This window comes from Pseudomonas fluorescens (assembly GCF_004683905.1).
Classification (GTDB): domain Bacteria; phylum Pseudomonadota; class Gammaproteobacteria; order Pseudomonadales; family Pseudomonadaceae; genus Aquipseudomonas; species Aquipseudomonas putida_A.
The window spans coordinates 3,936,760-3,960,656 of the sequence record NZ_CP038438.1; the positions used below are offsets into that span (position 1 = coordinate 3,936,760).

General features: G+C 58.2%; 28 protein-coding genes and 1 tRNA gene. 8 read left to right on the forward strand and 21 right to left on the reverse strand.

What is annotated here, in order from left to right; translation table 11 throughout:
• Nucleotides 1-21 precede the first annotated feature (21 nt).
• The 5 genes from pheS to thrS all read right to left on the reverse strand — a co-directional run bounded on the left by pheS (nt 22) and on the right by thrS (nt 4,261).
• Nucleotides 22-1,038 carry a phenylalanine--tRNA ligase subunit alpha gene (pheS, locus tag E4T63_RS18010; protein ID WP_003226365.1) on the reverse strand — a complete coding sequence of 339 codons (1,017 nt, stop codon included), beginning with the start codon at nt 1,036-1,038 and terminating at the stop codon, nt 22-24.
• Between the two features lie 109 nt (nt 1,039-1,147).
• Entirely contained in the window at nt 1,148-1,504 is a 357-nt protein-coding gene (gene rplT, locus E4T63_RS18015; RefSeq protein ID WP_002553161.1) for a 50S ribosomal protein L20, read from the reverse strand.
• Between the two features lie 28 nt (nt 1,505-1,532).
• A complete protein-coding gene (gene rpmI / locus E4T63_RS18020; protein ID WP_002553160.1) occupies nt 1,533-1,727 on the reverse strand; it encodes a 50S ribosomal protein L35 in 195 nt (64 codons plus the stop codon).
• Between the two features lie 60 nt (nt 1,728-1,787).
• Nucleotides 1,788-2,339: a translation initiation factor IF-3 gene (infC, locus tag E4T63_RS18025; RefSeq protein WP_170929410.1), complete on the reverse strand. Its 552-nt coding sequence runs from the start codon at nt 2,337-2,339 to the stop codon at nt 1,788-1,790.
• Nucleotides 2,339-4,261: a threonine--tRNA ligase gene (gene thrS / locus E4T63_RS18030; protein WP_003226368.1), complete on the reverse strand. Its 1,923-nt coding sequence runs from the start codon at nt 4,259-4,261 to the stop codon at nt 2,339-2,341. Before thrS ends, infC begins: the two co-directional genes overlap by 1 nt.
• Before the next feature lie 381 nt (nt 4,262-4,642).
• Between thrS and E4T63_RS18035 the strand changes: the two genes are divergently transcribed.
• Both E4T63_RS18035 and E4T63_RS18040 read left to right on the forward strand, forming a co-directional pair.
• Nucleotides 4,643-4,942 carry a hypothetical protein gene (locus tag E4T63_RS18035; RefSeq protein ID WP_135296196.1) on the forward strand — a complete coding sequence of 100 codons (300 nt, stop codon included), beginning with the start codon at nt 4,643-4,645 and terminating at the stop codon, nt 4,940-4,942.
• A 292-nt stretch (nt 4,943-5,234) separates the two neighbouring features.
• On the forward strand, nt 5,235-5,447 hold the full coding sequence (locus E4T63_RS18040; protein ID WP_003179963.1) for a cold-shock protein: 213 nt from the start codon (nt 5,235-5,237) through the stop codon (nt 5,445-5,447).
• Nucleotides 5,448-5,519: 72 nt separating this feature from the next.
• On the opposite strand, the gene E4T63_RS18045 is transcribed toward E4T63_RS18040, so the two are convergent.
• Both E4T63_RS18045 and E4T63_RS18050 read right to left on the reverse strand, forming a co-directional pair.
• Nucleotides 5,520-5,837, reverse strand: coding sequence for an I78 family peptidase inhibitor (locus E4T63_RS18045; RefSeq protein WP_098964624.1), 318 nt, complete (start codon nt 5,835-5,837; stop codon nt 5,520-5,522).
• Between the two features lie 168 nt (nt 5,838-6,005).
• A complete protein-coding gene (locus tag E4T63_RS18050) occupies nt 6,006-6,311 on the reverse strand; it encodes a hypothetical protein (RefSeq protein ID WP_098964626.1) in 306 nt (101 codons plus the stop codon).
• 132 nt (nt 6,312-6,443) lie between these two features.
• Between E4T63_RS18050 and E4T63_RS18055 the strand changes: the two genes are divergently transcribed.
• Nucleotides 6,444-6,656 (forward strand): hypothetical protein, encoded by a 213-nt coding sequence (locus E4T63_RS18055; protein WP_027611555.1) that lies wholly within the window; start codon nt 6,444-6,446, stop codon nt 6,654-6,656.
• Nucleotides 6,657-6,689: 33 nt separating this feature from the next.
• Here E4T63_RS18055 and E4T63_RS18060 read toward each other — a convergent pair whose 3' ends face one another.
• The 8 genes from E4T63_RS18060 to E4T63_RS18095 form a co-directional block, all read right to left on the reverse strand.
• Nucleotides 6,690-7,718 carry a nucleoside hydrolase gene (locus E4T63_RS18060; protein ID WP_096796176.1) on the reverse strand — a complete coding sequence of 343 codons (1,029 nt, stop codon included), beginning with the start codon at nt 7,716-7,718 and terminating at the stop codon, nt 6,690-6,692.
• 45 nt (nt 7,719-7,763) lie between these two features.
• Nucleotides 7,764-8,168 carry a D-ribose pyranase gene (gene rbsD, locus E4T63_RS18065; protein ID WP_027611553.1) on the reverse strand — a complete coding sequence of 135 codons (405 nt, stop codon included), beginning with the start codon at nt 8,166-8,168 and terminating at the stop codon, nt 7,764-7,766.
• Nucleotides 8,165-9,082: a ribokinase gene (gene rbsK, locus E4T63_RS18070; protein ID WP_135296197.1), complete on the reverse strand. Its 918-nt coding sequence runs from the start codon at nt 9,080-9,082 to the stop codon at nt 8,165-8,167. Before rbsK ends, rbsD begins: the two co-directional genes overlap by 4 nt.
• Before the next feature lie 24 nt (nt 9,083-9,106).
• The gene (locus tag E4T63_RS18075) at nt 9,107-10,126 is read right to left on the reverse strand and encodes a LacI family DNA-binding transcriptional regulator (protein WP_027611551.1); all 1,020 of its coding nucleotides are present in this window, start codon (nt 10,124-10,126) and stop codon (nt 9,107-9,109) included.
• 3 nt (nt 10,127-10,129) lie between these two features.
• Nucleotides 10,130-11,107 carry an ABC transporter permease gene (locus E4T63_RS18080; protein WP_007961238.1) on the reverse strand — a complete coding sequence of 326 codons (978 nt, stop codon included), beginning with the start codon at nt 11,105-11,107 and terminating at the stop codon, nt 10,130-10,132.
• A complete protein-coding gene (locus E4T63_RS18085) occupies nt 11,104-12,657 on the reverse strand; it encodes a sugar ABC transporter ATP-binding protein (RefSeq protein ID WP_135296198.1) in 1,554 nt (517 codons plus the stop codon). The genes E4T63_RS18080 and E4T63_RS18085 overlap by 4 nt, the downstream gene beginning before the upstream one ends.
• A 57-nt stretch (nt 12,658-12,714) precedes the next feature.
• Complete coding sequence (locus E4T63_RS18090; RefSeq protein ID WP_003226388.1) at nt 12,715-13,671, reverse strand: sugar ABC transporter substrate-binding protein; 957 nt, start codon at nt 13,669-13,671, stop codon at nt 12,715-12,717.
• 202 nt (nt 13,672-13,873) lie between these two features.
• The gene (locus E4T63_RS18095; protein ID WP_027611549.1) at nt 13,874-14,329 is read right to left on the reverse strand and encodes a hypothetical protein; all 456 of its coding nucleotides are present in this window, start codon (nt 14,327-14,329) and stop codon (nt 13,874-13,876) included.
• A 348-nt stretch (nt 14,330-14,677) separates the two neighbouring features.
• On the opposite strand from E4T63_RS18095, the gene E4T63_RS18100 reads away from it, so the two are divergent.
• From E4T63_RS18100 to E4T63_RS18110, 3 genes are all read left to right on the forward strand, one after another.
• Nucleotides 14,678-15,766, forward strand: coding sequence for an asparaginase (locus E4T63_RS18100; protein ID WP_027611548.1), 1,089 nt, complete (start codon nt 14,678-14,680; stop codon nt 15,764-15,766).
• Nucleotides 15,767-15,964: 198 nt separating this feature from the next.
• The gene (locus tag E4T63_RS18105) at nt 15,965-16,234 is read left to right on the forward strand and encodes a DUF1654 domain-containing protein (RefSeq protein WP_415752806.1); all 270 of its coding nucleotides are present in this window, start codon (nt 15,965-15,967) and stop codon (nt 16,232-16,234) included.
• Nucleotides 16,235-16,238: 4 nt separating this feature from the next.
• Complete coding sequence (locus E4T63_RS18110) at nt 16,239-16,928, forward strand: endonuclease (RefSeq protein ID WP_003226397.1); 690 nt, start codon at nt 16,239-16,241, stop codon at nt 16,926-16,928.
• Between the two features lie 55 nt (nt 16,929-16,983).
• Here E4T63_RS18110 and E4T63_RS18115 read toward each other — a convergent pair whose 3' ends face one another.
• Nucleotides 16,984-17,895, reverse strand: coding sequence for a siderophore-interacting protein (locus tag E4T63_RS18115; protein ID WP_135296199.1), 912 nt, complete (start codon nt 17,893-17,895; stop codon nt 16,984-16,986).
• An 86-nt stretch (nt 17,896-17,981) separates the two neighbouring features.
• Entirely contained in the window at nt 17,982-18,350 is a 369-nt protein-coding gene (locus tag E4T63_RS18120) for a sporulation protein (protein WP_047293271.1), read from the reverse strand.
• Nucleotides 18,351-18,600: 250 nt separating this feature from the next.
• Here E4T63_RS18120 and csrA point away from each other — a divergent pair, with 250 nt between their 5' ends.
• Nucleotides 18,601-18,795 carry a carbon storage regulator CsrA gene (gene csrA / locus E4T63_RS18125; protein WP_003179932.1) on the forward strand — a complete coding sequence of 65 codons (195 nt, stop codon included), beginning with the start codon at nt 18,601-18,603 and terminating at the stop codon, nt 18,793-18,795.
• A 224-nt stretch (nt 18,796-19,019) separates the two neighbouring features.
• On the opposite strand, the gene E4T63_RS18130 is transcribed toward csrA, so the two are convergent.
• Nucleotides 19,020-19,475, reverse strand: a complete 456-nt coding sequence (locus E4T63_RS18130) for a DUF2214 family protein (protein WP_098964639.1) — start codon at nt 19,473-19,475, stop codon at nt 19,020-19,022.
• Between the two features lie 523 nt (nt 19,476-19,998).
• Nucleotides 19,999-20,075: transfer RNA gene (locus tag E4T63_RS18135), tRNA-Val, on the reverse strand.
• 183 nt (nt 20,076-20,258) lie between these two features.
• Here E4T63_RS18135 and E4T63_RS18140 point away from each other — a divergent pair.
• Nucleotides 20,259-21,542, forward strand: coding sequence for an NAD(P)/FAD-dependent oxidoreductase (locus E4T63_RS18140; RefSeq protein WP_134786865.1), 1,284 nt, complete (start codon nt 20,259-20,261; stop codon nt 21,540-21,542).
• Between the two features lie 145 nt (nt 21,543-21,687).
• On the opposite strand, the gene E4T63_RS18145 is transcribed toward E4T63_RS18140, so the two are convergent.
• Nucleotides 21,688-22,659, reverse strand: coding sequence for an XdhC family protein (locus E4T63_RS18145; RefSeq protein ID WP_134786866.1), 972 nt, complete (start codon nt 22,657-22,659; stop codon nt 21,688-21,690).
• A 1-nt stretch (nt 22,660) separates the two neighbouring features.
• Nucleotides 22,661-23,896, reverse strand: coding sequence for a c-type cytochrome (locus E4T63_RS18150; protein WP_135296200.1), 1,236 nt, complete (start codon nt 23,894-23,896; stop codon nt 22,661-22,663).
• Between the last annotated feature and the right edge of the window lies 1 nt (nt 23,897).

Sequence of the window (23,897 nt, forward strand, 5' to 3'; positions counted from 1 at the left end):
TCTCCTAAGAATTCGTTACGACTAGCGAAATTGCGCGAGGAACCGCAAGTCGTTGTCGAAGAACAGACGCAAGTCGTTCACGCCGTAACGGAGCATTGCCAGACGCTCGACACCCATGCCGAAGGCAAAACCGGAGAACTCTTCCGGATCGATGCCGGACATGCGCAGCACGTTCGGGTGCACCATGCCGCAGCCCATGACTTCCAGCCAGCCGGTCTGCTTGCAGACGCGGCAGCCTTTACCGCTGCACATCACGCATTCCATGTCGACTTCAGCGGATGGCTCGGTGAACGGGAAGTACGAAGGACGGAAACGGACGGCCAGCTCTTTTTCGAAGAACACCCGCAGGAATTCCTCGATGGTGCCTTTGAGGTCGGCGAAATTGATGTCGCGATCGACCAGCAGGCCTTCGACCTGGTGGAACATCGGCGAGTGGGTGATATCGGAGTCGCTGCGATACACACGGCCTGGGCAGACGATGCGGATCGGCGGCTGCTTGGACTCCATGGTGCGGACCTGTACCGGCGAGGTATGGGTGCGCAGCAACATGTTCGCATTGAAATAGAAGGTGTCATGCATCGACCGGGCCGGGTGGTGGCCTGGGATGTTGAGCGCTTCGAAGTTGTGATAGTCGTCTTCGACCTCAGGGCCTTCGGCGATGCCGTAGCCGATGCGGGTGAAGAACTGCTCGACTCGTTCCAGAGTCCGGGTCACAGGATGCAGACCACCGGAGGTCTGGCCACGGCCCGGCAACGTCACGTCAATGGATTCGGCAGACAGTTTGGCAGCCAGTTCGGCTTCTTCAAACAGAGCCATGCGCGCATTGAGAACGCCTGTAACACGCTCCTTGGCAACGTTGATCAGGGCGCCGACTTGCGGACGCTCTTCTGCCGGCAAATTCCCCAGGGTCTTCATCACCTGAGTCAATTCACCCTTTTTGCCAAGGTATTGAACCCGGATTTGCTCCAGGGCATTGATATCTTCAGCGCTTTGCACAGCCTCTAGTGCTTGAGAGACCAGCGCATCCAGGTTTTCCATGTACAGACTCCAGATACAAAATAGGGGAAGAGCTTGAAGGCTCTTCCCCTATTTATGACGTTTAACACCTGGCCCCACAGAGGTGAGGCCGGGTGACTGTCGGGGGTACTTAAGCCAAGGTGGCTTTAGCTTTCTCGACAATCGCAGCAAACGCCGCTTTTTCGTTCACTGCCAGATCAGCCAGAACCTTACGGTCGATCTCGATGGACGCTTTTTTCAGGCCAGCGATGAAACGGCTGTAGGACAGACCGTTAACACGAGCACCAGCGTTGATACGAGCGATCCACAGAGCGCGGAACTGACGTTTTTTCTGACGACGGTCACGGTAGGCGTATTGGCCTGCCTTGATTACCGCTTGCTTGGCAACACGGAATACGCGGGAGCGTGCGCCGTAGTAGCCTTTAGCAAGTTTCAGAATTTTTTTGTGACGCTTACGGGCAATGACGCCACGCTTTACACGAGCCATGAGTTACTTCCTCTATTCTTGACTAAAATTAACGAAGGCGCAGCATGCGCTCGACTTTTGCCACGTCAGACGGATGCAGCAAGCTGCTACCGCGCAGTTGACGCTTACGCTTGGTCGACATTTTGGTCAGGATGTGGCTCTTGAAAGCGTGCTTGTGCTTGATACCGTTAGCAGTTTTCAGAAACCGCTTAGCAGCACCACTTTTGGTTTTCATTTTTGGCATGTTCGGATACTCCGCATTCAGTTGATAAACATAATCAGAAGGCCTGCCGTGCCCTGTTGATTACTTCTTCTTTTTCGGGGCGATGACCATGATCAGCTGGCGTCCTTCCATCTTAGGATGCTGTTCGACCGAACCGTACTCGAGCAGGTCAGCTTCAACCCGCTTGAGGAGTTCCATCCCCAGCTCCTGGTGGGCCATCTCACGGCCGCGGAATCGCAAGGATACCTTGGCCCTGTCCCCGTCACTCAGGAAACGTACCAGGTTGCGCAGTTTTACCTGGTAATCCCCTTCCTCCGTCCCTGGACGAAACTTGATTTCTTTTACCTGAATCTGCTTCTGGTTTTTCTTCGCTGCTGCAATCTGCTTCTTCTTCTCGAAGATCGATTTGCCGTAGTCCATCACCCGGCAAACCGGTGGGACTGCGTCAGCAGAGATTTCTACCAGATCAAGCTTTGCTTCTTCAGCAATACGAAGCGCTTCATCAATCGAGACGATGCCAATCTGCTCGCCATCAGCGCCAATTAACCGAACCTCGCGTGCCGAGATATTCTCGTTGATCGGGGCTTTCGGTGCAGCTCGTTTATCTTGTCTCATTTCACGCTTAATAATAATTACTCCGAATCTGGGCGACCACGCCGGGAAACCGCTTGCGCGAGAAACTCAGCGAACTGGGCGACGGGCATCGAGCCCAGGTCAGCACCTTCACGAGTACGCACAGCGACAGTCTGCATCTCGACTTCCTTATCTCCGATAACCAAAAGATAGGGAACCTTGAGCAAAGTATGCTCGCGGATTTTAAAGCCGATCTTTTCATTTCTCAAGTCGGACTTGGCACGAAATCCGCTTTCGTTGAGAGTTTTTTCTACTTCTGCAACAAAATCTGCCTGTTTATCAGTGATATTCATGATCACTGCCTGGGTTGGCGCCAGCCACGCAGGGAATGCACCTTCGTAATGCTCGATCAGAATCCCGACGAAACGCTCGAACGAACCGAGGATCGCCCGGTGCAGCATCACTGGGTGTTTGCGGCTGTTGTCTTCGGAGACGTATTCGGCGCCGAGACGGACAGGCAGGTTGAAATCGAGCTGCAAGGTACCACACTGCCAGACGCGACCGAGGCAATCTTTCAGCGAGAACTCGATTTTCGGACCGTAGAACGCACCTTCACCCGGCTGCAGATCATACGGCAGACCCGCAGAATCAAGGGCTGCAGCCAGTGCCGCTTCGGCGCGATCCCACAGCTCGTCGGAACCCACGCGTTTTTCCGGACGAGTGGACAGTTTCATCTCGACATCGGTGAAGCCGAAGTCGCGGTAAACGTCCATGGTCAGCTTGATGAACGCTGCGGATTCGGCCTGCATCTGCTCTTCAGTGCAGAAGATGTGGGCGTCATCCTGGGTGAACGCACGCACACGCATGATGCCGTGCAGCGCGCCCGATGGCTCATTACGGTGGCAGGCACCGAATTCGGCCAGACGCATCGGCAGCTCGCGGTAGCTCTTCAGGCCCTGGTTGAAGACCTGCACGTGGCACGGGCAGTTCATCGGCTTGATGGCGTAGTCGCGGCTTTCCGACTCGGTGGTGAACATGTTGTCGGCGTAGTTGGCCCAGTGCCCGGATTTCTCCCACAGGCTGCGATCGACCACTTGAGGGGTCTTGATCTCGAGGTAGCCGTTGTCACGCTGCACCTTGCGCATGTACTGCTCGAGCACCTGGTACAGAGTCCAGCCATTCGGGTGCCAGAACACCATGCCCGGCGCTTCTTCCTGGGTGTGGAACAGGCCCAGGCGCTTGCCGATCTTGCGGTGATCGCGCTTTTCCGCTTCTTCGATGCGCTGGATGTAAGCCGCCAGCTGCTTCTTGTCAGCCCAGGCGGTGCCGTAGACGCGCTGCAGCTGCTCGTTCTTGGCATCACCGCGCCAGTAGGCACCGGACAACTTGGTCAGCTTGAAGGATTTCAGGAAGCGAGTGTTCGGCACGTGCGGACCGCGGCACATGTCGACGTATTCTTCGTGGTAGTACAGACCCATGGCCTGTTCGTTCGGCATGTCCTCGACCAGACGCAGCTTGTAGTCTTCGCCGCGAGCCTTGAACACTTCGATCACTTCGGCGCGCGGAGTGACTTTCTTGATCACGTCGTAATCTTTATCGATCAGCTGATGCATGCGCTGTTCGATGGCGGCCATGTCGTCCGGAGTAAAAGGACGCTCGAAGGCGATGTCGTAATAGAAGCCTTCATCGATGACCGGACCGATGACCATTTTGGCCGTCGGGTACAGCTGCTTGACCGCATGGCCAACCAGGTGCGCGCAAGAGTGGCGAATGATCTCCAGCCCCTCTTCATCCTTTGGAGTGATGATTTGCAGCGTCGCGTCGCTGTCGATGATGTCGCAGGCGTCGACCAGCTTGCCGTTGACCTTGCCGGCCACGGTGGCCTTGGCCAGACCTGCACCAATGGATGCGGCGACCTCGGCTACGGAAACCGGGTGATCGAATGAACGTTGACTGCCGTCGGGAAGAGTAATAGTTGGCATGGCGCCTCCTCTCCTAGTGGTGACCCCTACCAAAGGTCACGTGGGTTGGGATGAGCCAGTACAAGATCCGATCCAGGCCATTCAATGACGAACGCCTGCCTTACAGCGGCAGGAGCCTTGCGGCCAACCGGAAAACCGAACCAGAGTGACTGGGATTCAAATCAGAATTTTTCGCACGCTGACCGCTGCCGGGGCTGAAGGCCATCCGGAGCCTGAGAACGCTTGAGCCGGGCATGCTAGCACAGATGAGCGACCATCGACGTCATCGAATTGATGTGCCGGTGATTCGCGCATTTTTGCGGTGCAAAGTGAACTTGGGATATACGCTTTGCCTCAAATAAGCTGAGAATCGTCGCCGATATCAAATCAGGAGTTTCAGACATGCGCCTTATCCGACTTTTTGCTTTCGCGGCCCCGCTGGCCCTGCTGCTGCCGCTGAGCGCCAACGCTGCGTGGCCTGCCGGCGTCAAAGCCAAATACATGAGCGACTGCACCAGCGCAGCCAGCAAAAGCGTCAATCCAGCCGAAGCGAACAAGCACTGCGCTTGCGGCGCAGATGTTTTGGAGAAGAAATTCACCACTCAAGAAATTTCGCAACTTATGGACCCAAAAACGCCGCCAACTGCCGAACTGGGTCAGCGCGCCCTGAAAGAAATCTCGGTTTGCCGCGTGCAGAAATAAGCGCTGACGAATGTTTTTTCGGGCGTCCAGCAGGCTGAAAACCGCCAAAAAGACCCCGAAATCGATAATTTACGCAGGTTTTATAGCTTTTTTTACACCCTCTTCACTCGGCTGAAAGCCACTGAAACCGGGGCTTGCAGACATTTGAGAGGTTGAAATCAATGCAATATGAAAGCAAACAGCACGTCCGGGGGGCTACCAAAGCGAACATTTCGACTATGATACTCCGGTGTGCCCAGTTGGCCTGAGCAGCACAGTACTACTGAAAATATATGTTTCTTGGAGATACACCATGTCTAATCGCCAAACCGGCACCGTTAAATGGTTCAACGATGAAAAAGGCTTCGGCTTCATCACTCCTCAAGGTGGCGGTGACGACCTGTTCGTACACTTCAAAGCTATCGAATCCGACGGTTTCAAAAGCCTGAAAGAAGGCCAGACCGTCTCTTTCGTGGCTGAGAAAGGCCAAAAGGGTATGCAAGCTGCACAAGTTCGCCCAGAGTAATTTCCTGGCGCACTAAAAAAACCCCGTCCATGTGACGGGGTTTTTTATGCCTGCAACAAAAGCGATCTGCGATCAGCCGCAGTTGACGCGAGTGACCACCAGGTTGTTGTCGGTGTTCAGATTCAGGCGATCGGAACGGTACTCCAGAGTGATCATGTCAGTTGGCTTGAGGAAGCGGGCGTTTTGCGCGCCAGCCTTGACGCGAGCCTGATCGAGCAGTTCCGGCGAAGCCTTTTTACCGATGGCAAACTCCGCTGCCTTTGCTTCACAGCGGCTATGACCGGCATCGGTCGCCACAGGATCCTTTGCCGACTCGCTGGAGGTTGTGCTGCAACCGGCCAACATGGCAACGGCCATTAGTGCACCCAGAGACGCGAACTTCAAAGGCATGAAGCCTCCTTTTTTCAAATGGTTAAGCTGAGATCGTGCGACCGCCAATTCGGCGTTTGGTTTCACAGCCGGTGCCATCACCCTGCCCCACGACCCGGAAAAACGCTGAGTCTGCCTGAAGTGCGCGCACCGCATCCTCACGCAATCGTCACCGAATATTAATGAAGCTCAATAGACGTCGATGTAATCGTGCGGCGGATTCGGCCAGTTGTCTTTCAGCGCATTGAAAATCTGCATCACCCAGACTTCATCACTGGCCGCGACCTTGCCGACATACCCCGACCCCTTGGCCCAGGTCTCCAGGCGAAACAGCAGGCCATCAATATCCTGCCCGCCGGTCACACCGGAAGAAATATAGGCAATTCCACTCTTGGTCACGCGCAGCTGCGTGTGCACATCATCGCTGGCCGACGCCAGCAACTGGCGCACAGCGTCGAGTGTGAGGCCGTCGGGGGTGTTCAAATCGATCTGCACAGCACATTCCTTGGATCAGCCGGAAAAGACCAAGTGTCGCATAGCGCCGCGCTCATGCCTAAGTCGCAGTGCCAAACGCCCGACAAAGTGGTTAACTCGGACGCAGACATTCCTGACTTTTCGAGCACATCCATGAGCACTGTAAGCATCACCGCCGACATCAAGGTTCTTTGGCCTAAAGGGCACAGTTCGTATAGCCCTGGCAGTTCGGAGGAGCTGGCGTTGATCAGCATCGATCTGCTGGTCAAGACCATGGGCACACAAGGTGCGCAGACGTTTATCGCCCAGGTTTTCGAACGCTATCAACACGAGAACAAGGGCGCGCAGGACGCTGAGAGGGAGTAGCGACCCGCAGGCTGGCACCTGCGGGTCACAGCCTTACTTCAAGCGCTTCAGACGCTCGGTCAGCAGATCGAAGAAGCCTTGAGCATCCCCATTTTCCACCCAGAAGGCGTTCTTCGGCGCCTTCAGACCGTCATACCAGTCAACGATGGTCTGGCCAAAAGTCGGACCTTCGCGACTATCCACCACAACGTTCACCGAACGACCGGTGAACAGCTCAGGCTTGAGCAGGTAAGCGATGACGGTAGCGTCATGCACCGGGCCGCCCGGGATGCCGTAGTGCTCCATGTCACCCTTGATGTACTCGTTGAGGATGTCGCCAACAATCTTGCTTGCGTTGTTGTTCAGTGCAGCGATCTGTTTCAGGCGTGCGTCGCTGGTGAGGATCTTGTGGGTCACGTCCAGCGGCAGGTAGGTCAGTTTCACGCCGCTCTTGAGTACCACTTCCGCCGCTTGCGGGTCGGCGAACAGGTTGAATTCGGCCACCGGGGTGATGTTGCCGCCATTGAAGTGCGCACCGCCCATGATCACCACTTCCTTGATGCCATTGACGATCTCCGGCTCCTGGATCAGCGCCAGCGCCAGATTGGTCTGCGGGCCAAGCATGGCGATGGTGATGCTGTGCGGCTTGGCTTTTTTCAGGGTGTCGATCAGGTAGTTGACCGCATTGCCTTCGGCCAGGCCTTTTTTCGGCTCATGCACGGTGACACCCGACAGGCCTTCCTTGCCATGGATGTTCTCGGCGTAGATCGGCGTACGCATCAGCGGTTTCGGCGCACCGGCATACACCGGAACGTCTTCGCGCCCTGCCCATTCGCGAGCCAGGCGCGCGTTGCGCGATGTCTTGTCGAGGCGCACGTTGCCAGCCACGGTGGTCAGTGCACGAATGTTCAGTTCATCCGGCGAAGCCAGGGCGAACAGCAAAGCGACCACGTCGTCGGCACCCGGGTCGGTGTCGATGATCAGGTCGATCTTTTCAGCAGCCTGAGCGCCGGTGGCGGTAATAAAAGACAAAAGCAGCAGACTCCGAAGCAATTGGTGGAGTTTTTGAGCATAGCGGTGCATGGCGCATTCCTTGTGCTGATGAAAATGAAAGGGTCGGAAACCCGATTAGAACGTTACCCCGGCCACCAGCACGATGTTGCAGTACGGCTGGCATTCGCCTGTACGAACAATCGCCCGCGCCTGTCGGCTGAGAACCTTGAATTGCTCATGCGTCAGCAGATCGCGCCGACCGAGGGCACCCTCTTCTTGCAACTCGTCCAGCGCGACCAGGGCGGTCGGCTGCTTGTCGAGAATTTCGTTGGCCAGCACATGGCTTTCCACCTGCATCTCGCTGAGCACGACTTTCAGGGTACTGACAAAATCCGGAACGCCGTGGGTCAGCGCCAGATCAATCAATTCAACACCCGGTGGCACCGGCAGTCCGGCGTCACCGATGACCACCATGTCACCATGGCCCAGGGAGGCGATCAGCCGCGACAACGCGACGTTGAGCAGAGGAGTCTTTTTCATGCGGGTTTGAACGCCTGTACGTCGGACATGGTTGGAATGGAAGGTTGTGCGCCGGCCCGGGTCACAGACAGCGCTGCCGCGACTTGCCCGTACCGGATCGCCTCGGCCTCGGATTTGCCACTGGCGAGCGCCGCAGCAAAACCGCCGACGAAGGTATCGCCCGCGGCGGTGGTATCGACCGCCTGCACCTTTGGCGCCGGGAAGTGCTCGAAACCTTTGCCATTGGCAAACAGTGAACCTTGCGCACCGAGGGTAATGATGACCTTGCCCGCGCCCATTGCGATCAACTGGCTGGCAGCGCTTTCTGCGCTTTGCAGCGAATCGACCGGCAACCCGCTCAACGCGGATGCTTCACTTTCGTTGGGGATCAGGTAGTCGATGGCGGCAAACCAGTCTGCCGGTAGCGGACGACTGGCCGGCGCCGGATTGAGGATCACCGTCTTGCCCAACGCACGTGCACGCTTGAGCGCATGCCCTACCGTTGCATCCGGGATCTCGAGCTGGCAGATAATCACGTCGGCCGCTTGCAGCACCGCATCAAAACGGTCGATCACTGCCGGGGTCATTGCACCGTTGGCGCCAGCAACGATCACGATGGCGTTCTGACTGTTGTCATCGACCACGATCAGCGCCACGCCACTGGAATCTTCGACCGTGCTCACCGCCTGACAATCGATCTGCTCGGCCAGCAATGCCTCACGCAATTGCACGCCGTAGTCATCGTTGCCAACACAGCCGACCATTGCCACCCGCGCACCCAGGCGCGCAGCAGCGACTGCCTGATTGGCGCCCTTGCCGCCGGACACGGTGGCAAAGGAATGACCGATCAGCGTTTCACCGCCCTTGGGCAGCCGTGGTGCCCGGGTGACCAGATCCATGTTCAGGCTGCCTATTACCACTACATTTGCTGGCATACATCACTACTCGTCAATTCGGTTTCAGCGGTACTCGGTGAATACGCCGGACAGCGGCGCAGTCGATTCGCGCAAGACAATACTCGGGGTCACGATCCGTTGATCGGTGACCAGACTCGGGGTAGCAATCCTTCGCAGCAACACTTCCGCAGCCATCTCGCCCAACTGCAGGATCGACTGGCCAACGGTGGTCAGCGCCGGGTACACGTAGCGACTCATCTGGATATCGTCGAAGCCGATCACCGACAGCTCGCTCGGTACGCGGACATTGCGCTCGGCCGCCGCGCGCAGCACACCGATCCCGATCATGTCGTTACCGGCGAAGATCGCACTCGGCGGATTGCTTTCAAGCAGGATCGCCGCCGCGTTGTAACCGCCAGTGCTGGTGAAATCGCTTTCCAGCATGCGCTCGGCCCGCACCTTGATGCCCGCCTCCTGCAGCGCCCGACAAAAACCGGCCTGACGCATTTGCGCCACGCTGGTGCTCGACGGACCACCGATGGTGGCGATGTCACGATGGCCCAGCTCCAGCAGATGCCGCGTCGCCAGATAAGCGCCATATTCATGGTCGATACGCACCAGGTCGGCGTCGACGCCATCCAGCCCGCGGTCGACGATGACCATCGGCGTCTTCACCCCGGCCAGCCCTTGCGCGAGCCCGATGTCGCCACCGGCGGAGGCGACGATCAGGCCGTCAATACGCTTCTCCAGCAGCACGCGCAAATAGCTGCGCTGTTTTTCCGGGTTGTCGTCAGAATTGCACAGGATCACGCAGTAGCCGTTACGCTCGCAGTAATCCTCGATGCCCCGTGCCAACTCGGCAAAATACGGGTTGAGGCTGTTCGGCACCAATAAGCCAATGGTCGCAGTGGTCTTGGCTTTCAGCGAACGCGCCACCGCACTCGGCACATAGTCGAGGCTTTTGATGGCCGCCTCGACCTTCAACCGCACTTCCTGGCTGACCGGGCGCGTCTTGTTCACCACGTGAGAAACCGTGGTGTAGGAAATCCCCGCGAGCGCCGCCACATCCTTGATCGTTGCCATCTGTTAGCCCCGTCGACTGGCGCGCTGGCTGCGATAGGTATCGAGCACTACCGCGATGACAATCACCGCGCCGGTGATGATGCGTTTGGTTGGCTCGGTCGCGCCGATCTGCGCCAGACCGGCGGCCAGTACCGAAATGATCAACACACCGAAAAAGGTGCTGATCACCGAACCACGGCCACCCATCAGACTGGTGCCACCGATCACCACGGCGGCGATCACTTGCAACTCAAGGCCAGAACCGGCATTCGGGTCCGCCGCTTCCAGACGGGAAATCTGGAACAGCGCGGCGATACCCGCGAGCAGCCCCATCAGGCTGAACACCAGAATCTTGTACGGTTTTGGATTGATCCCGGCCAGCCGCACCGCTTCCTCATTGGTGCCGATACCGATCAGGTAACGACCAAACACGGTGCGGGTCAGCACAGCTTGCGCAATGAATATCACCAGCAAGGCAATGATGAACGACGGCGAAATGCCGAACGCGATCGGGTTCGACAGCCAGGCAAACGAATCACCGATGTAGGCGGTGCGCGAACCGGTCATCTGATACGCCAGGCCACGGGCCATTTCCAGCACACCGAGCGAAACGATGAACGACGGAATGCGCCACGCCACGGTGATCGAACCGGTCACCGTACCCGCCAGTGCCGCCACCGCCATACCGAGCAACGCGGCCGGCAACACGCTCCAGCCCCAGCCGAGAATCGCCACGCTGACTGTCGAAGCGGCAAGTGCCAGCACCGAACCGACCGACAGGTCGATGCCGCCGATGATCAGTACAAAGGTCATGCCCACCGCCAGCACCATCAGATCGGGAATCTGGTTGGCCAGCGTGCTGAAAGTGTCATAAGACAGAAAGTGGCTGCTCATCATCGAGAACAGCGCCACCATCGCCAACAGGGCCCCGGCCAGGCCCAGATAGGTGCCCAGACCGTAGAAATTGCCACTACGTTTGCCGGCGGAAGATGCAGTTTTCATGGGAGATCCCTAGGCGCCGCTTCATTGAGCAACGCATCACGTTTTTGGTAGCCGGCGAACGCGGCGGCAAGCAAATCATCCTGGGTCCAGCTGTCGCGCTCGAAGGTATCGATCAAACGCCCTGCCGACAGCACACCAATCCGGTCGCAGATCAGCATCAGCTCGCGCAGGTCACTGGACACCACCACCAGCGCCTTGCCCTGACGCGTCAACTCGCCCAGCAAGGCGTAGATATCGAACTTGGCACCGACATCGATGCCGCGGGTCGGCTCGTCGAACAACAGCACCGAGCAATCGCGCTCCAGCCAGCGGCCGATCACCACTTTTTGCTGATTGCCGCCGGACAGTTCCGACACCAATTGTGTCGGGCTCGAACTGCGGATGCGCATGGCGTTGATCTGACGCTGCGCCAGGGAAATTTCGGCGCTGGCATTGACGATTCCTGCCCTGGAAATCTCCGGCATGTTGCCCAGCGCGATGTTGGCGCTGATCGATTGACTGAGCAGCAGGCCTTCGCCCTTTCGGTCTTCGGTGATCAAGGCAATGCCATGCTTCACCGCATCAACCGGCGAACGCACATTGACTACCTGCGCCGGCGAACCCAGCGCAATCGTGCCGCTGTCGGCCAGATCGGCGCCGAAGATCAGTCGCAGCAATTCGGTGCGCCCTGCCCCGATCAGCCCGGAAATCCCGAAGATCTCGCCGGCACGCACTTCGAAGGATACATCGCGCACCTTGTCGGAGCGGGTCAGGCGCTTGACCGTCAGGGCCGGGGCGCCGATCTTGCGCGGGCCCATGTCGATGTGTTCGCCCAGTTCGCGGCCAACCATCAAGGTGACCAGTTGCTCACTGTTGTAGTTGGCCATCGGTTCGACGCAGACCAGATTGCCGTCACGCAGCACGGCAATGCGTTGTGCGACGCGCGCCAGTTCTTCGAGACGGTGGGAGATATAGATGATGGAGACGCCACGCGCCTGCAAACGAGTGATCTGCTCGAAGAGCATTTCCACCTCGCGGGCAGTGAGCATCGCGGTCGGCTCATCAAGGATCAGCACATGGCAATCGCCGATCAGGTTGCGTGCGATTTCGACCATCTGCTGGTGCCCGATCCCCAGCTCACCCACCAGGGTGTCCGGATCAATGGCGTCGAGACCGACCTGCGCCATGGCTTCGATCGCGGCTTTGCGCAATTGCTTGCGACTGATCCAGCCCCCGTTGCTCGGCAGGTTGTCGAGAAACAGGTTTTCCGCCACCGACAGGGTCGGCAGCAGATTAAGTTCTTGCATGACCATGCGCACGCCAAGCTCTTCGGCCTGGGTGCGACTGCCCGGACGGTAGTCCTTGCCCTGGAATTGCATCTGACCGGTGGTGGGCGTAACCAGCCCCCCAATGATCTTCGACAGCGTGCTTTTACCGGCGCCATTCTCACCGGTCAGCGCCAGCACTTCACCGCGCATCAGCGTCAAGTCGATGCCCGTGAGCACCGGTTGCGCATAGGTCTTACCGATACCGCTGACCGAGAGGACAGCGTTCGGGGCGGAAACTGACATAAAAAACTCTCCATGCGCTCGTCCGGACGGACGAGCGCCGTTGTGTCGCCGGAAGACTTACTTAGTGACCAACTCGACTGGCGTTTCGATCACGCCATTGACGCCGCTGTCGACTTTTTCGCCCTTGAGGATTTTCAGCGCAGTCTCGATACCGAACACGGCCTGCTTGGCAGCGAACTGATCGGCCGTCGCCAGTACGCGACCATCCTTGAGCATCGGCTTGATCGCATTGATGTTGTCGTAACCGACCACTTGGACCTTGCCCGCCTTGCCGGCAGCACGCACAGCGGAAACAGCGCCAACGGCCATGCTGTCGTTACCCGCCAGCAGCGCTTTCACATCCGGGTATTCGCTGAGAATCGAAGCCGCAACCTTGTTGCCCTTGTCGATCTCCCAGTCACCGGATTGCAAGGAGACAACCTTGATCTGCGCCGCCTCCATCGCATCCTTGAAGCCTGCGGTGCGTTGTTGGGCGTTGGTGGTGGTGGACACGCCTTCGATGATGCCGACCTCGTCACCGGCCTTCAGTTGCTTGGCCAGGTATTCGCCGACCAGACGCGCACCTTTGCGGTTGTCCGGGCCTACGAATGGCACGCTGATGTTTTTGCTTTTGACGATCTGCGGATCGAGCTGGTTGTCGATGTTGATCACAGTGATGCCGGCATCGACGGCTTTCTTGATCACCGGCACCATGGCTTTGGAATCGGACGGTGCGATGACCAGCGCGTTGACCTTGGCCAGAATCATCTGCTCGACGATGCGGGTCTGGCCGGCGGTATCGGTCTCGTCCTTGATGCCGTTGGAGATCAGGTCGAAGTCGGCGGAGTGTTCTTTCTGGTAGGCCTTGGCGCCATCTTCCATGGTCAGGAAGAATTCGTTGGCCAGGGATTTCATGACCAGTGCGACTTTAGGTTTTTCCGGGGACTCGGCGAAAGCCGAAGAGACAGGTAGTGCGGCGGCTGCGGCAGCCAGCATAGCGACAGCAAGAAGACGTCCAGCGAATGGCAGCTTCATGGGTTCACTCCGATCTTATGATTATTGTGAGCAACGCTCGCGCTGGCGTAAGCTTCAGCGCTCTCTTCCGGATAATAGTGCACCGGGGAAGCCGCGCAAACGTTTGCGTAGACCGAACTATGCGAATCCCGCCGACATTTGTCAACAATCAGAAATCGTCGTTGTATTGCGGGGCGCAATCGTCTGATTCGCCCCTACCCGCTCAGGCCGTGGTGCTGACCAGGTTGCCGCTGGTGGAATCCTTGGACATTTCCTTGACCAGTGCCGCGGCGACTTCCATCAACGCACCGCTGGTTTGCGCGATCTGCCCCTGAACGGACATCACCGCCTGTGACTTGGCCTCGGGCGTCGGATAGCTCGCCGCCTGAGCCGCAGCCAACTGCTGTTGCTGCTCCTGCAGTTGCTTCTGCAATTCCTGCATGCGCTTGAGCAACATTTTTACGGTGACGCTCAGACTGTCGCCGCTGTCAGCGCTATCCGCCTTGCTGGCTTCTTGCGCGGGACCACCGGTGCGAACTTGATTGCTCGGTTCTTTTTCAACGCCAAGCGCCTCGTCGGCCGCATCTGCTTCCGCCTGGTTCATTGCATTGATTGTCGCTGCGGTTTTACCGCCAATGGTGACTGAGCCGGGATTTGAAAAACCGATCGTCAGTGACATGTGCACTCCCTAAATAAACGTTTCCTTCCACAGCCATCGGCCTGCTGACGGGTTTCTTTAGCGGAAAACCTGAACCGGCAAGCCGTTGCGGTCGCCAGGAGGCGTAGTCCCTTTCGGTGAACCGAACATGAAAGCTTCCTTTGTTCGGAAACCCGGATAAGCCATTCACTCAAGAATCCGCCAACTTACAAAATATTGATATAAATCATCAGGTTAAACATTTTTCTAAAGCAAAGTAGCACTGGTACAGATCCTGCTCCCTAGCCTGCACCCCGGGCATTCAGATCGGCACGGGGCGCATCTAGATGAACCTGCATCAGCACCGTCTCACTACTAGAGAGAAAAATAATGAAATCTGCTTTCAACACCTTGGTTCCGGGCGCTTTGGCCCTCCTCCTGCTCCTGCCCACTGCCCTTCAGGCAAAAGAAGTCGAAACCCAGACCAAACTCGCCAACGTCGTGGTGCTTGCCACGGGCGGCACCATTGCCGGTGCCGGCGCCAGCGCAGCCAACAGCGCCACCTATCAAGCGGCCAAAGTCGGGATTGAACAACTGATCGCCGGCATCCCCGAACTGAGCAAACTGGCGAACGTGCGTGGCGAACAAGTCATGCAGATCGCTTCGGAAAGCATCACCAACGACAACCTGCTGCAACTGGGTCGCCGCGTATCCGAGCTGGCCGACAGCAAAGACGTCGATGGCATCGTCATCACCCACGGCACCGACACCCTGGAAGAAACCGCGTACTTCCTGAATCTGGTGGAAAAAACCGACAAGCCGATCATCGTGGTCGGCTCGATGCGTCCGGGCACCGCCATGTCGGCGGACGGCATGCTCAACCTGTACAACGCCGTCGCCGTCGCCAGCAGCAAAGAAGCGCACGGCAAAGGCGTGCTGGTAACCATGAACGACGAGATCCAGTCCGGTCGCGACGTCAGCAAAATGATCAACATCAAGACCGAGGCGTTCAAAAGCCCTTGGGGTCCGCTGGGCATGGTGGTTGAAGGCAAATCCTACTGGTTCCGCTTGCCGGCCAAGCGTCACACCATGGATTCGGAATTCGACATCAAGAACATCAAGAGCCTGCCTGACGTAGAAATCGCCTACTCCTACGGCAACGTCGACGACACCGCCTATAAGGCTCTGGCCCAGGCCGGCGCCAAAGCGATCATCCATGCCGGTACCGGTAATGGTTCGGTGTCCTCCCGCGTTGTGCCATCCCTGCAAGCCCTGCGTAAAGACGGCGTGCAGATCATCCGTTCTTCCCACGTCAACGCCGGTGGTTTCGTTCTGCGTAACGCCGAACAACCTGACGACAAGTACGACTGGGTGGTCGCTCACGACCTGAACCCGCAAAAGGCCCGCATTCTGGCCATGGTCGCCCTGACCAAAACCAACGACAGCAAAGAGCTGCAACGGATGTTCTGGGAATATTGATTGCCCCTCGCCTGACCCATTCGAGTCGGGCAACCTGCTCACCACTCGCCCGCGCGGCGGGTGGTGCTGCCACTTACGCTGAGCGCGACTTTTTCATACAAAATAATCGACCCGACCTACACCAAAATCGGAAAAGCGCTGTCAGAGGATTTTCTTGAATTTTAAGCAGTTGCGAAAATGCTTACAGTTAAATACTGTATGCACGTACAGCTTAATAAGGATAACCTCGTGGCCACCTCTCCTGATACTCCTGACGCTTACGAACGCATGGGCATGCGCGTTCAGAAAATCATCAATTCTCCTACCGCACAAAAAGCCAAAGCCGCACTGATCTTCCGCCTGCCGGACGAGCCTGTGGATGCATGGGAGCAACTGCTCGAGGAAATCGACGAGAACGACAACGTCACACTCGCCTATCGCGACGATGGCGGCGTGCAGATTTTTTGGGTTGTGCCGAAGGAAGATTGATTCAATGAGTGTCCGCTGTTTTGCTTTGCTGCTGCTGTTCATCGCTTTTGGCGCCCAGGCTGGCGCGCCCCGCACTTTTACCGAGGCCAAAAAGGCCGCCTGGAAACTGTATGCACCGCAGTCCACCGAGTTTTACTGCGGGTGCAAGTACACCGGCAACAAGGTGGACTTGAAGGCTTGCGGCTACGTACCACGTAAAAATGCCAAGCGTGCTTCACGCATCGAATGGGAACACATCGTCCCGGCGTGGGAGTTCGGTCACCAGCGTCAATGCTGGCAGTCGGGCGGGCGCAAGAACTGCACCCGCTATGACCCAAGCTACCAGAAAGCCGAAGCCGACCTGCACAACCTGGTGCCGAGCATTGGTGAGGTCAACGGTGACCGCAGCAACTTCAGTTATGGCTGGCTGCCGGTGCAATCCGGGCAGTACGGCTCGTGCCTGACCCAGGTCGACTTCAAGGCCAAGAAGGTCATGCCGCGCCCGTCGATTCGCGGCATGATCGCGCGCACCTATTTCTACATGAGCAAGCAGTACGGCTTGCGCCTGTCGAAACAGGATCGGCAACTGTACGAAGCGTGGGACAAAACTTATCCAGTGCAGGACTGGGAACGTCAACGCAATCAGAGCGTGGCGTGCGTGATGGGACGTGGCAATGAATTTGTCGGCCCGGTAAACCTGAAAGCCTGCGGCTGATTCTTCAGCGCAAAAGAAAAGGCCTCGAACGTGATGTTCGAGGCCTTTTTTGTTTTTAGCTGCCAGCCTTGTTGTAGCGCCAGTAGCCCATCAGATTGAGTGACTCGCGGGGGATACCGCACTCCTTGATCAGGTATTTGCGCAGACGCATGACCGCCGCGCTTTCTCCGGCAATCCAGCCATAAAATCCTTCAGGGGCCGTGTTGGCGATCTCCCAGAGTATGTCTTTGTCGATATCGACTTCGACGAGTTCGGCAGCTTGCCCGACCGATGAATCCTCTGCCGGCAGGAACGCCTGCTGCACTGCCTCTACCATCAGCGCCCCAGCCACTACTTCTGGCGCCTGATCGCGGACCAGCCACTGCACCGACAGCCCGGGCCAATCCGGCACCGGGAGCATGTCTGGTGCGCTGTCCACTTCAAAGTAAGCCTGAGTCTGAGGCGGTTCAGCCATGGCAGCCAACTCGTCAAGAATGCCCATGGCGGCCGGCAATGCCGTGGCATCCGCCACCAGCAAAACCTCCTTGAGCAGCTGCGGCGGTTTCCATTCAAACCCGCCGGCGTCCTGCGCGGAAAAACCGCTGTCAGGAGCGAGAATCTGCATAGACGCTCCTGGCTGCGCACGCAGCGCCCAGCGCGACGCGGGCCCGGTTTCGCCATGCAGAACAAAATCGATATCGACCTCGCCTTGCTCGGCGCGCAAATGACGAATGGTGTAGGTGCGCATTGCTGGCCGCCGGCTCGCCAGCATCGAACGAAAACGCGCGTACCAGCCCTCCTCCTGCGCAAGACTTGCAGGCGATCCATCTTCAGCAGGGAAGAACAATTTGACCCGCTGATCCGGCGCCCAAGTGGCCATGCCACCTATCGAAGGGTCGGCGAGCGTGATCCGCATCATGTGCGGACTCACCAGCGTCTTGCGGTGCAAAACCGCATTGAAGAGTTTGTAGGGAGCGGTGGAGGCCATGCGGAGCTCCTTCGGGAAATCGTGATTGACTCGTATAAGACGAATCGCCCGCGATGTCCTTTAGGCCGCTCCGCTGAAAGTGCTGCTTACGGCGCGAGCGGATGCTCGACGATCACCGACTCGACGTTCTGCTTCTTGGCCTTCACCAATGCCGCATCCACCTCTACCTTGCGCGCTTGCGCGTCGGCCTGGGAGTTGAACGGACCAATCAGGATCCGCGTCTTGCCGCTGCTGTCCTTGATCACGGTCGGCACGAACGCATGCTCGATCAACCAGCCACTCAGGTCACTGACAGCCTGAGGCGTTTCGCCGCGTACTTCGAGGTCCCATTGCGGGGCGGACGCCGCCGCAGGTGCGGCCGCGACTGCCGTTTTCGGCTTCTGCACGTCTACACTCTTGCCTTCACCACATCCCGCCAATGCCAGTGCCGCGACCATCCAGACCAGTTTGCGCACAACGCTTTCCTCGAAAATCACAAAGCGCCGATCTTAACATTCATAAATACTTCGCGAGGCCCGCAAAATGGGCACAAAACAACGAGATTGATGATTGCAGCCTCTGTATAGTTACGCCCTGGGAATTAATGCCGCATCTGCGCGTCAGAAAGAGGCACCCAAACCGTGAGACTTCGCACTAATCTATACGTACCACCGACCTCTGCACTGTCTGAATCAGGTGCCCTACAAAGCAATCAAGGAGAAGACCATGCTGATACTCACCCGCAAAGTCGGTGAAAGCATAAATATTGGTGATGACATTACGATCACCATCCTCGGCGTAAGCGGTCAGCAAGTCCGTATCGGCATCAACGCCCCGAAAAACGTTGCCGTGCACCGTGAAGAGATCTATCAGCGCATTCAGGCTGGCCTGACCGCCCCGGACAAGCCACAAACGCCCTGAGCCACCCCGCAGTCAGTAGCCAGTCCATTTGCCTTCGCGTAAGACTGGCTAAAGATTCACGCGCCGTATTGCCATCCGCTCCCCAGTCCACTGGGCACGGCGCCTGACACATCCCTTCTCCGCTTCATTCGCTCCCCTCCCTTTCTCCAGCAGCGCGATACTACCTGCGACTGCCAAGCCTGGCTGTCAGACATTTCCGAGAGGACACAGGGAATTGCTCCCTGCTAGCCGAACGTCACGCCGCGCGCCATGCCGGTAGCTGCAATCATCATCAGTACCAACAGCAGCGCCTCGACATGGCTGATCCGCGCGAACAGCTTTGCACGTCCGGTATCGAGCGCCTTGCCCCGCGCCAATGCGATCCGCCATTTGACCAGCGTGATCATCGGCGCCAGCTCTGTCAGCAGAATCAGCACGAACAACGTCATCTTCAAATGAAACAGCGGCTGGTGCAGATAGTAGTCAGTGCCCTTTTCAAAGCCACCGAAGGCGCGCATGCCACCGGTCACCAGTAGCACCAGCGCAGCAATCCCCCACAGATTATCAGCGAGCAAAACCCGCTTGGCCTCACCGACGCCAGCGGCCAGACGACTGAACGCCGTGCCACGGGTCAACACGGCCCAGAAGCCCAGTGCAAAAGCCAAGAGATGAATTGCGGCGAGAAGCCAGTGAACCAGCATCGACGAACTCCTTTGAGAAAGCCCTGGAAAACGCCAGTCAGTAGTAGTCGAAAAAAGCCGGTTGCGCCCGCACACAGCAATGGGGCTGGAAAGCTTCGCGCAGGAAACAGAGAGACAGAAACGGATTCGCCAAATCGCAGGCAAAAAAAATCCCAAGCAGCTGATGGAAGCTTGGGATTTAAAAATGCATAAACCGTGGTGGTGAACGCGGGGCAGATGTTACTGAACTTCACGACCAGCAACAACATTTTTTTGATAACCGGTCGGTTAAAAATACCGGTAACCCCTTCAATATCCACACTTTTTAGACGGATCCAAAAAAAGAACAGAACGCCATATCAGCAGGTCGTGTTATTTCGAAACACGCTAAGCGCTTGGGTAACGGAAGAGATGCAGTGTCGAGAGGTGCGCTGAGGTGGGGGTTTTGAAAAAGCTTTGCAAAAGTTTTGCAAATCGCAGACAACAAAAAAGGGCCCACCTTTCGGTGAGCCCTTCTAGACCGCCCAGCAGAGCGGATTTTGTTTGGTAGGCGCGATTGGACTCGAACCAACGACCCCCACCATGTCAAGGTGGTGCTCTAACCAACTGAGCTACGTGCCTGCTGTGAGGCGGCATTCTACGGAATTCCGGAGGGGTGTCAACACCTTTTTTTCACCTAACCCTATGAATATGCAAAATATTTAATTTCGGGCCAGTAGAGAAGATTTTTCCGGTGGCTGGCGGAGGTTTTTCAACTCGGGTAGGATCGACGCACTCGTAAAATATATTAAACAGAGGCGCAGGATGGCGAACACCCCTTACCCAGAGTCTTATTACGCTGCGTCGGCCAATGCCGTACCGCCACGTCCGGCCTTGCAGGATGATGTGGAGACGGATGTCTGTGTGATCGGCGCCGGGTATACCGGGCTGTCCTCGGCGTTGTTTCTGTTGGAGAACGGTTTTCGCGTGACGGTGCTGGAAGCAGCCAAGGTCGGCTTCGGTGCATCGGGGCGTAATGGCGGGCAGATCGTCAACAGCTATAGCCGTGACATCGACGTCATCGAGCGCACCGTTGGCCCGAAGCAGGCGCAACTGCTCGGGCAGATGGCCTTCGAAGGCGGACGGATCATTCGGGAGCGCGTGGCCAAGTACAACATCCAGTGCGACCTGAAGGACGGCGGCGTGTTCGCCGCCCTCTCCGCCAAGCAGATGGGTCACCTGGAGTCGCAGAAGCGCCTGTGGGAGCGCTTTGGCCACACGCAACTGGAACTGCTCGATCAGCGCCGCATTCGCGAAGTAGTGGCGTGCGATCAATACGTCGGCGGCATGCTCGACATGAGCGGCGGCCACATTCATCCGCTGAACCTGGCGCTCGGTGAAGCTGCTGCGGTCGAGTCCCTCGGCGGCACCATCTATGAGCAATCGCCAGCCGTGCGCATCGAGCGTGGTGCCAACCCGGTGGTGCACACGCCGCAAGGCAAGGTCAGGGCCAAGTTCATCATCGTTGCCGGCAACGCCTATCTCGGCAATCTGGTACCGGAACTGGCGGCGAAATCGATGCCGTGCGGCACCCAGGTAATCACCACCGAACCGCTGGGCGATGAGCTGGCGAAATCTCTTCTGCCACAGGATTACTGCGTCGAAGACTGCAACTATCTGCTCGACTACTACCGACTGACCGGCGACAAGCGTCTGATCTTCGGCGGCGGCGTGGTTTACGGTGCGCGGGATCCGGCGAACATCGAAGCGATCATCCGCCCGAAAATGCTCAAGGCGTTCCCGCAACTGAAGGACGTGAAGATCGACTACGCGTGGACGGGCAACTTCCTGCTGACCCTGTCGCGCCTGCCGCAGGTTGGGCGCCTGGGCGACAACATCTACTATTCGCAAGGCTGCAGCGGCCACGGCGTGACGTACACGCATCTGGCCGGCAAGGTACTGGCCGAGGCGTTGCGCGGTCAGGCCGAGCGTTTTGATGCGTTTGCCGATCTGCCGCATTACCCGTTCCCCGGCGGGCAGTTGCTGCGCACGCCGTTTGCGGCATTGGGTGCGTGGTATTACGGGTTGCGTGACAAGCTGGGCTTCTGATCAGTTTTCTTGACTGGCAAACAACTGTGGCGAGGGAGCTTGCTCCCGCCGGGTCGCGCAGCGGACTCTCTTTTATCTAAAAAGAAGGCCTGCTGCGCAGTCCAGCGGGAGCAAGCTCCCTCGCCACAAATTTGCAGAATCCAGATCAGAGCTGGTCTCGGGCAATTCCGCTACGAATCCGCAAGATATCCGCCAGCACCGCCAAAGCGATCTCCGCCGGTGTTTTGCTGCCCAGGTTAAGCCCGATTGGCGCATGAATCCGCGCCAGCTCGACCTCCCCCAGCCCACCAATCCTGCGCAGGCGCTCGAAGCGTTTCTGCGAAGTCTGCTGCGAGCCCATGACGCCGATGTAAAACGCCTCGGTTCGCACCGCCTCCATCATCGCCAGATCGTCGATGCGCGGATCATGGGTCAGCGCCACTACCGCGGTATCGCGATGACAGCCGCCATCGGCGATGAACACCGAAGGCAGTTGCCGACGAATCTCCACGCCATTCAGCACCACGCCTTCGAGCACTTCATCACGTGGATCGCAGAGAATCACTTCGAAACCCAGACCCACCGCGAACTCGGCACAGGCCTGCGCCACGCTGGAGTAACCCGCCAGCAGCAAGCGCTGGGCGGCACCGACGCGAATCCGCACCCGATCAATCTCGCGCTCGATGCGCGCACCCTGCTCGCGATCAGTGAACAGACTGCGCGCACCGCTGGCCAGATCGACCTCGCGAATCAAACGGCGCTGGCCGAGCAATGCCGATTCGAGTTCACGCAGATGCGCCTGCACCTCGCAGTCGGCGTCAAATTTCTCTACCAGTACGTCGAGAATGCCGCCACAGGGCAGGCTGACCCGCGAGCGCGGATCATCACCTTCGCCGTAACGCACCACGTTGACCGCATCGAGAAACGCACCTTCAGCGACGCGCTCGAGAAAGTCTTCCTCAACACAGCCACCGGACAGCGAGCCGATCCACTGGCCTCTATCGTTCACCGCCAGCAGCGAACCCGGTGCACGCGGCGCCGAGCCGTAAGTGGTCAGCACGGTGCAGAGCCAAATGCGCTGCCCCGCTACCGACCACTCCAGTGCCCGCCGCACAACCTGTAGATCGAGATGCTGCATGTCAGTGCGCCTTGTGCTCGACGGCCGGAGCGTCAGCCTGCAGTTTCTGCACGTCGCTCACCGCCAGTTCAGCCGATTGACCGCCCCAGCCTTGACGCAGGTAGTTCAGCAGATCAGTCAGTTGCTCAGGTTTGAGCTTGTCGGCGAAACCCGGCATCGGTTGCATGTGTTCGAATCCAGCGAATTTCTGCTCACCGATACCGTCCTCGATCACCCGCACCAGGTTGCGCGGATCTTCCAGGCGCAGCGTGGTATTGCCGCGCATGGCCACGGCGATGTGCGGCTTGCCTTCACCACCGGCGGCATGACAACCGGCGCAGACGTTCAAATATTCCTGACGGCCGCGCTGGGCGCTCGGGCTGAGCTTGTCCAGCGACACTTCAGTCAGCTCTTTTGCCGCTGGCGGCTTGTCGCCAAGCAGGAACGTCGCCATCGCCGCCAGATCCTGATCGTTCAGACCCTGAGTGCTGTTGTGGAACACCGGGAACATCTCGTTGAACATCGTGCCCTGGGCGCTCATGCCGTGCTTGAGGAACGTGCTCAGATCCTGCTGATTCCAGCCGCGCGCCGCCAGATCGGTGGCGAGCAGGCTCGGTGCCAGATAACCGTTGAGGATGCCGCCGGTCAGGCGCTTGTCCAATTGCATCGCGCCCGGCAGGCCGCGTGGCGTGTGGCATTCGCCGCAGTGACCGAGCACTTCGACCATGTACTGGCCGCGCTTCCAGGCTTCGCTTTTGCCTTCGCCAGACTCCAGCTTCAAGGCCTTGCCGTACAGCATGTTCCAGCCGATCAGGCCCGGACGCACGTTGAACGGAAAGCTCAAACTGGTGACCGGCGCGGCGCGCTCGATCGGCTCGATGGTTTTCAAGTACGCGTGGATTGCATCCGAGTCTTCCCGCGGGACCAGGTGATACGAGGTGTACGGCATCGCCGGATACAGATTGGCGCCGTCGCGACGCTTGCCTTCGGTCAGCGCAGCGAAGAATTCGTCATCGCTGTACAGGCCGATGCCGTGCGCTTTGCTCGGGGTGATGTTGGTGCCGTAGATCGTGCCGAACGGCGAAACGATCGGCAGCCCGCCGGCAAACGGCGCGCCGCCCGGCGCGGTGTGGCACGCCATGCAGTCGGCGGCGCGGGCGAGGTATTCGCCGCGCTTGACCTGATCATCAGCGTGAGCAAACAACACCGGCGCAGCCAGCCCGACCGCCAGGGTCAGGCGGGTCAATAGATGCTTCATG

Bases quoted from the DNA above. Each gene is read 5' to 3' on its own strand.
- pheS (WP_003226365.1), bottom strand. From the start codon at position 1,038: ATGGAAAACCTGGATGCGCTGGTCTCTCAAGCACTAGAGGCTGTGCAA.
- rplT (WP_002553161.1), bottom strand. From the start codon at position 1,504: ATGGCTCGTGTAAAGCGTGGCGTCATTGCCCGTAAGCGTCACAAAAAA.
- rpmI (WP_002553160.1), bottom strand. From the start codon at position 1,727: ATGCCAAAAATGAAAACCAAAAGTGGTGCTGCTAAGCGGTTTCTGAAA.
- thrS (WP_003226368.1), bottom strand. From the start codon at position 4,261: ATGCCAACTATTACTCTTCCCGACGGCAGTCAACGTTCATTCGATCAC.
- E4T63_RS18035 (WP_135296196.1), top strand. From the start codon at position 4,643: ATGCGCCTTATCCGACTTTTTGCTTTCGCGGCCCCGCTGGCCCTGCTG.
- E4T63_RS18040 (WP_003179963.1), top strand. From the start codon at position 5,235: ATGTCTAATCGCCAAACCGGCACCGTTAAATGGTTCAACGATGAAAAA.
- E4T63_RS18045 (WP_098964624.1), bottom strand. From the start codon at position 5,837: ATGCCTTTGAAGTTCGCGTCTCTGGGTGCACTAATGGCCGTTGCCATG.
- E4T63_RS18055 (WP_027611555.1), top strand. From the start codon at position 6,444: ATGAGCACTGTAAGCATCACCGCCGACATCAAGGTTCTTTGGCCTAAA.
- E4T63_RS18060 (WP_096796176.1), bottom strand. From the start codon at position 7,718: ATGCACCGCTATGCTCAAAAACTCCACCAATTGCTTCGGAGTCTGCTG.
- rbsD (WP_027611553.1), bottom strand. From the start codon at position 8,168: ATGAAAAAGACTCCTCTGCTCAACGTCGCGTTGTCGCGGCTGATCGCC.
- rbsK (WP_135296197.1), bottom strand. From the start codon at position 9,082: ATGCCAGCAAATGTAGTGGTAATAGGCAGCCTGAACATGGATCTGGTC.
- E4T63_RS18075 (WP_027611551.1), bottom strand. From the start codon at position 10,126: ATGGCAACGATCAAGGATGTGGCGGCGCTCGCGGGGATTTCCTACACC.
- E4T63_RS18080 (WP_007961238.1), bottom strand. From the start codon at position 11,107: ATGAAAACTGCATCTTCCGCCGGCAAACGTAGTGGCAATTTCTACGGT.
- E4T63_RS18085 (WP_135296198.1), bottom strand. From the start codon at position 12,657: ATGTCAGTTTCCGCCCCGAACGCTGTCCTCTCGGTCAGCGGTATCGGT.
- E4T63_RS18090 (WP_003226388.1), bottom strand. From the start codon at position 13,671: ATGAAGCTGCCATTCGCTGGACGTCTTCTTGCTGTCGCTATGCTGGCT.
- E4T63_RS18095 (WP_027611549.1), bottom strand. From the start codon at position 14,329: ATGTCACTGACGATCGGTTTTTCAAATCCCGGCTCAGTCACCATTGGC.
- E4T63_RS18100 (WP_027611548.1), top strand. From the start codon at position 14,678: ATGAAATCTGCTTTCAACACCTTGGTTCCGGGCGCTTTGGCCCTCCTC.
- E4T63_RS18105 (WP_415752806.1), top strand. From the start codon at position 15,965: ATGCACGTACAGCTTAATAAGGATAACCTCGTGGCCACCTCTCCTGAT.
- E4T63_RS18110 (WP_003226397.1), top strand. From the start codon at position 16,239: ATGAGTGTCCGCTGTTTTGCTTTGCTGCTGCTGTTCATCGCTTTTGGC.
- E4T63_RS18115 (WP_135296199.1), bottom strand. From the start codon at position 17,895: ATGGCCTCCACCGCTCCCTACAAACTCTTCAATGCGGTTTTGCACCGC.
- csrA (WP_003179932.1), top strand. From the start codon at position 18,601: ATGCTGATACTCACCCGCAAAGTCGGTGAAAGCATAAATATTGGTGAT.
- E4T63_RS18130 (WP_098964639.1), bottom strand. From the start codon at position 19,475: ATGCTGGTTCACTGGCTTCTCGCCGCAATTCATCTCTTGGCTTTTGCA.
- E4T63_RS18140 (WP_134786865.1), top strand. From the start codon at position 20,259: ATGGCGAACACCCCTTACCCAGAGTCTTATTACGCTGCGTCGGCCAAT.
- E4T63_RS18145 (WP_134786866.1), bottom strand. From the start codon at position 22,659: ATGCAGCATCTCGATCTACAGGTTGTGCGGCGGGCACTGGAGTGGTCG.
- E4T63_RS18150 (WP_135296200.1), bottom strand. From the start codon at position 23,896: ATGAAGCATCTATTGACCCGCCTGACCCTGGCGGTCGGGCTGGCTGCG.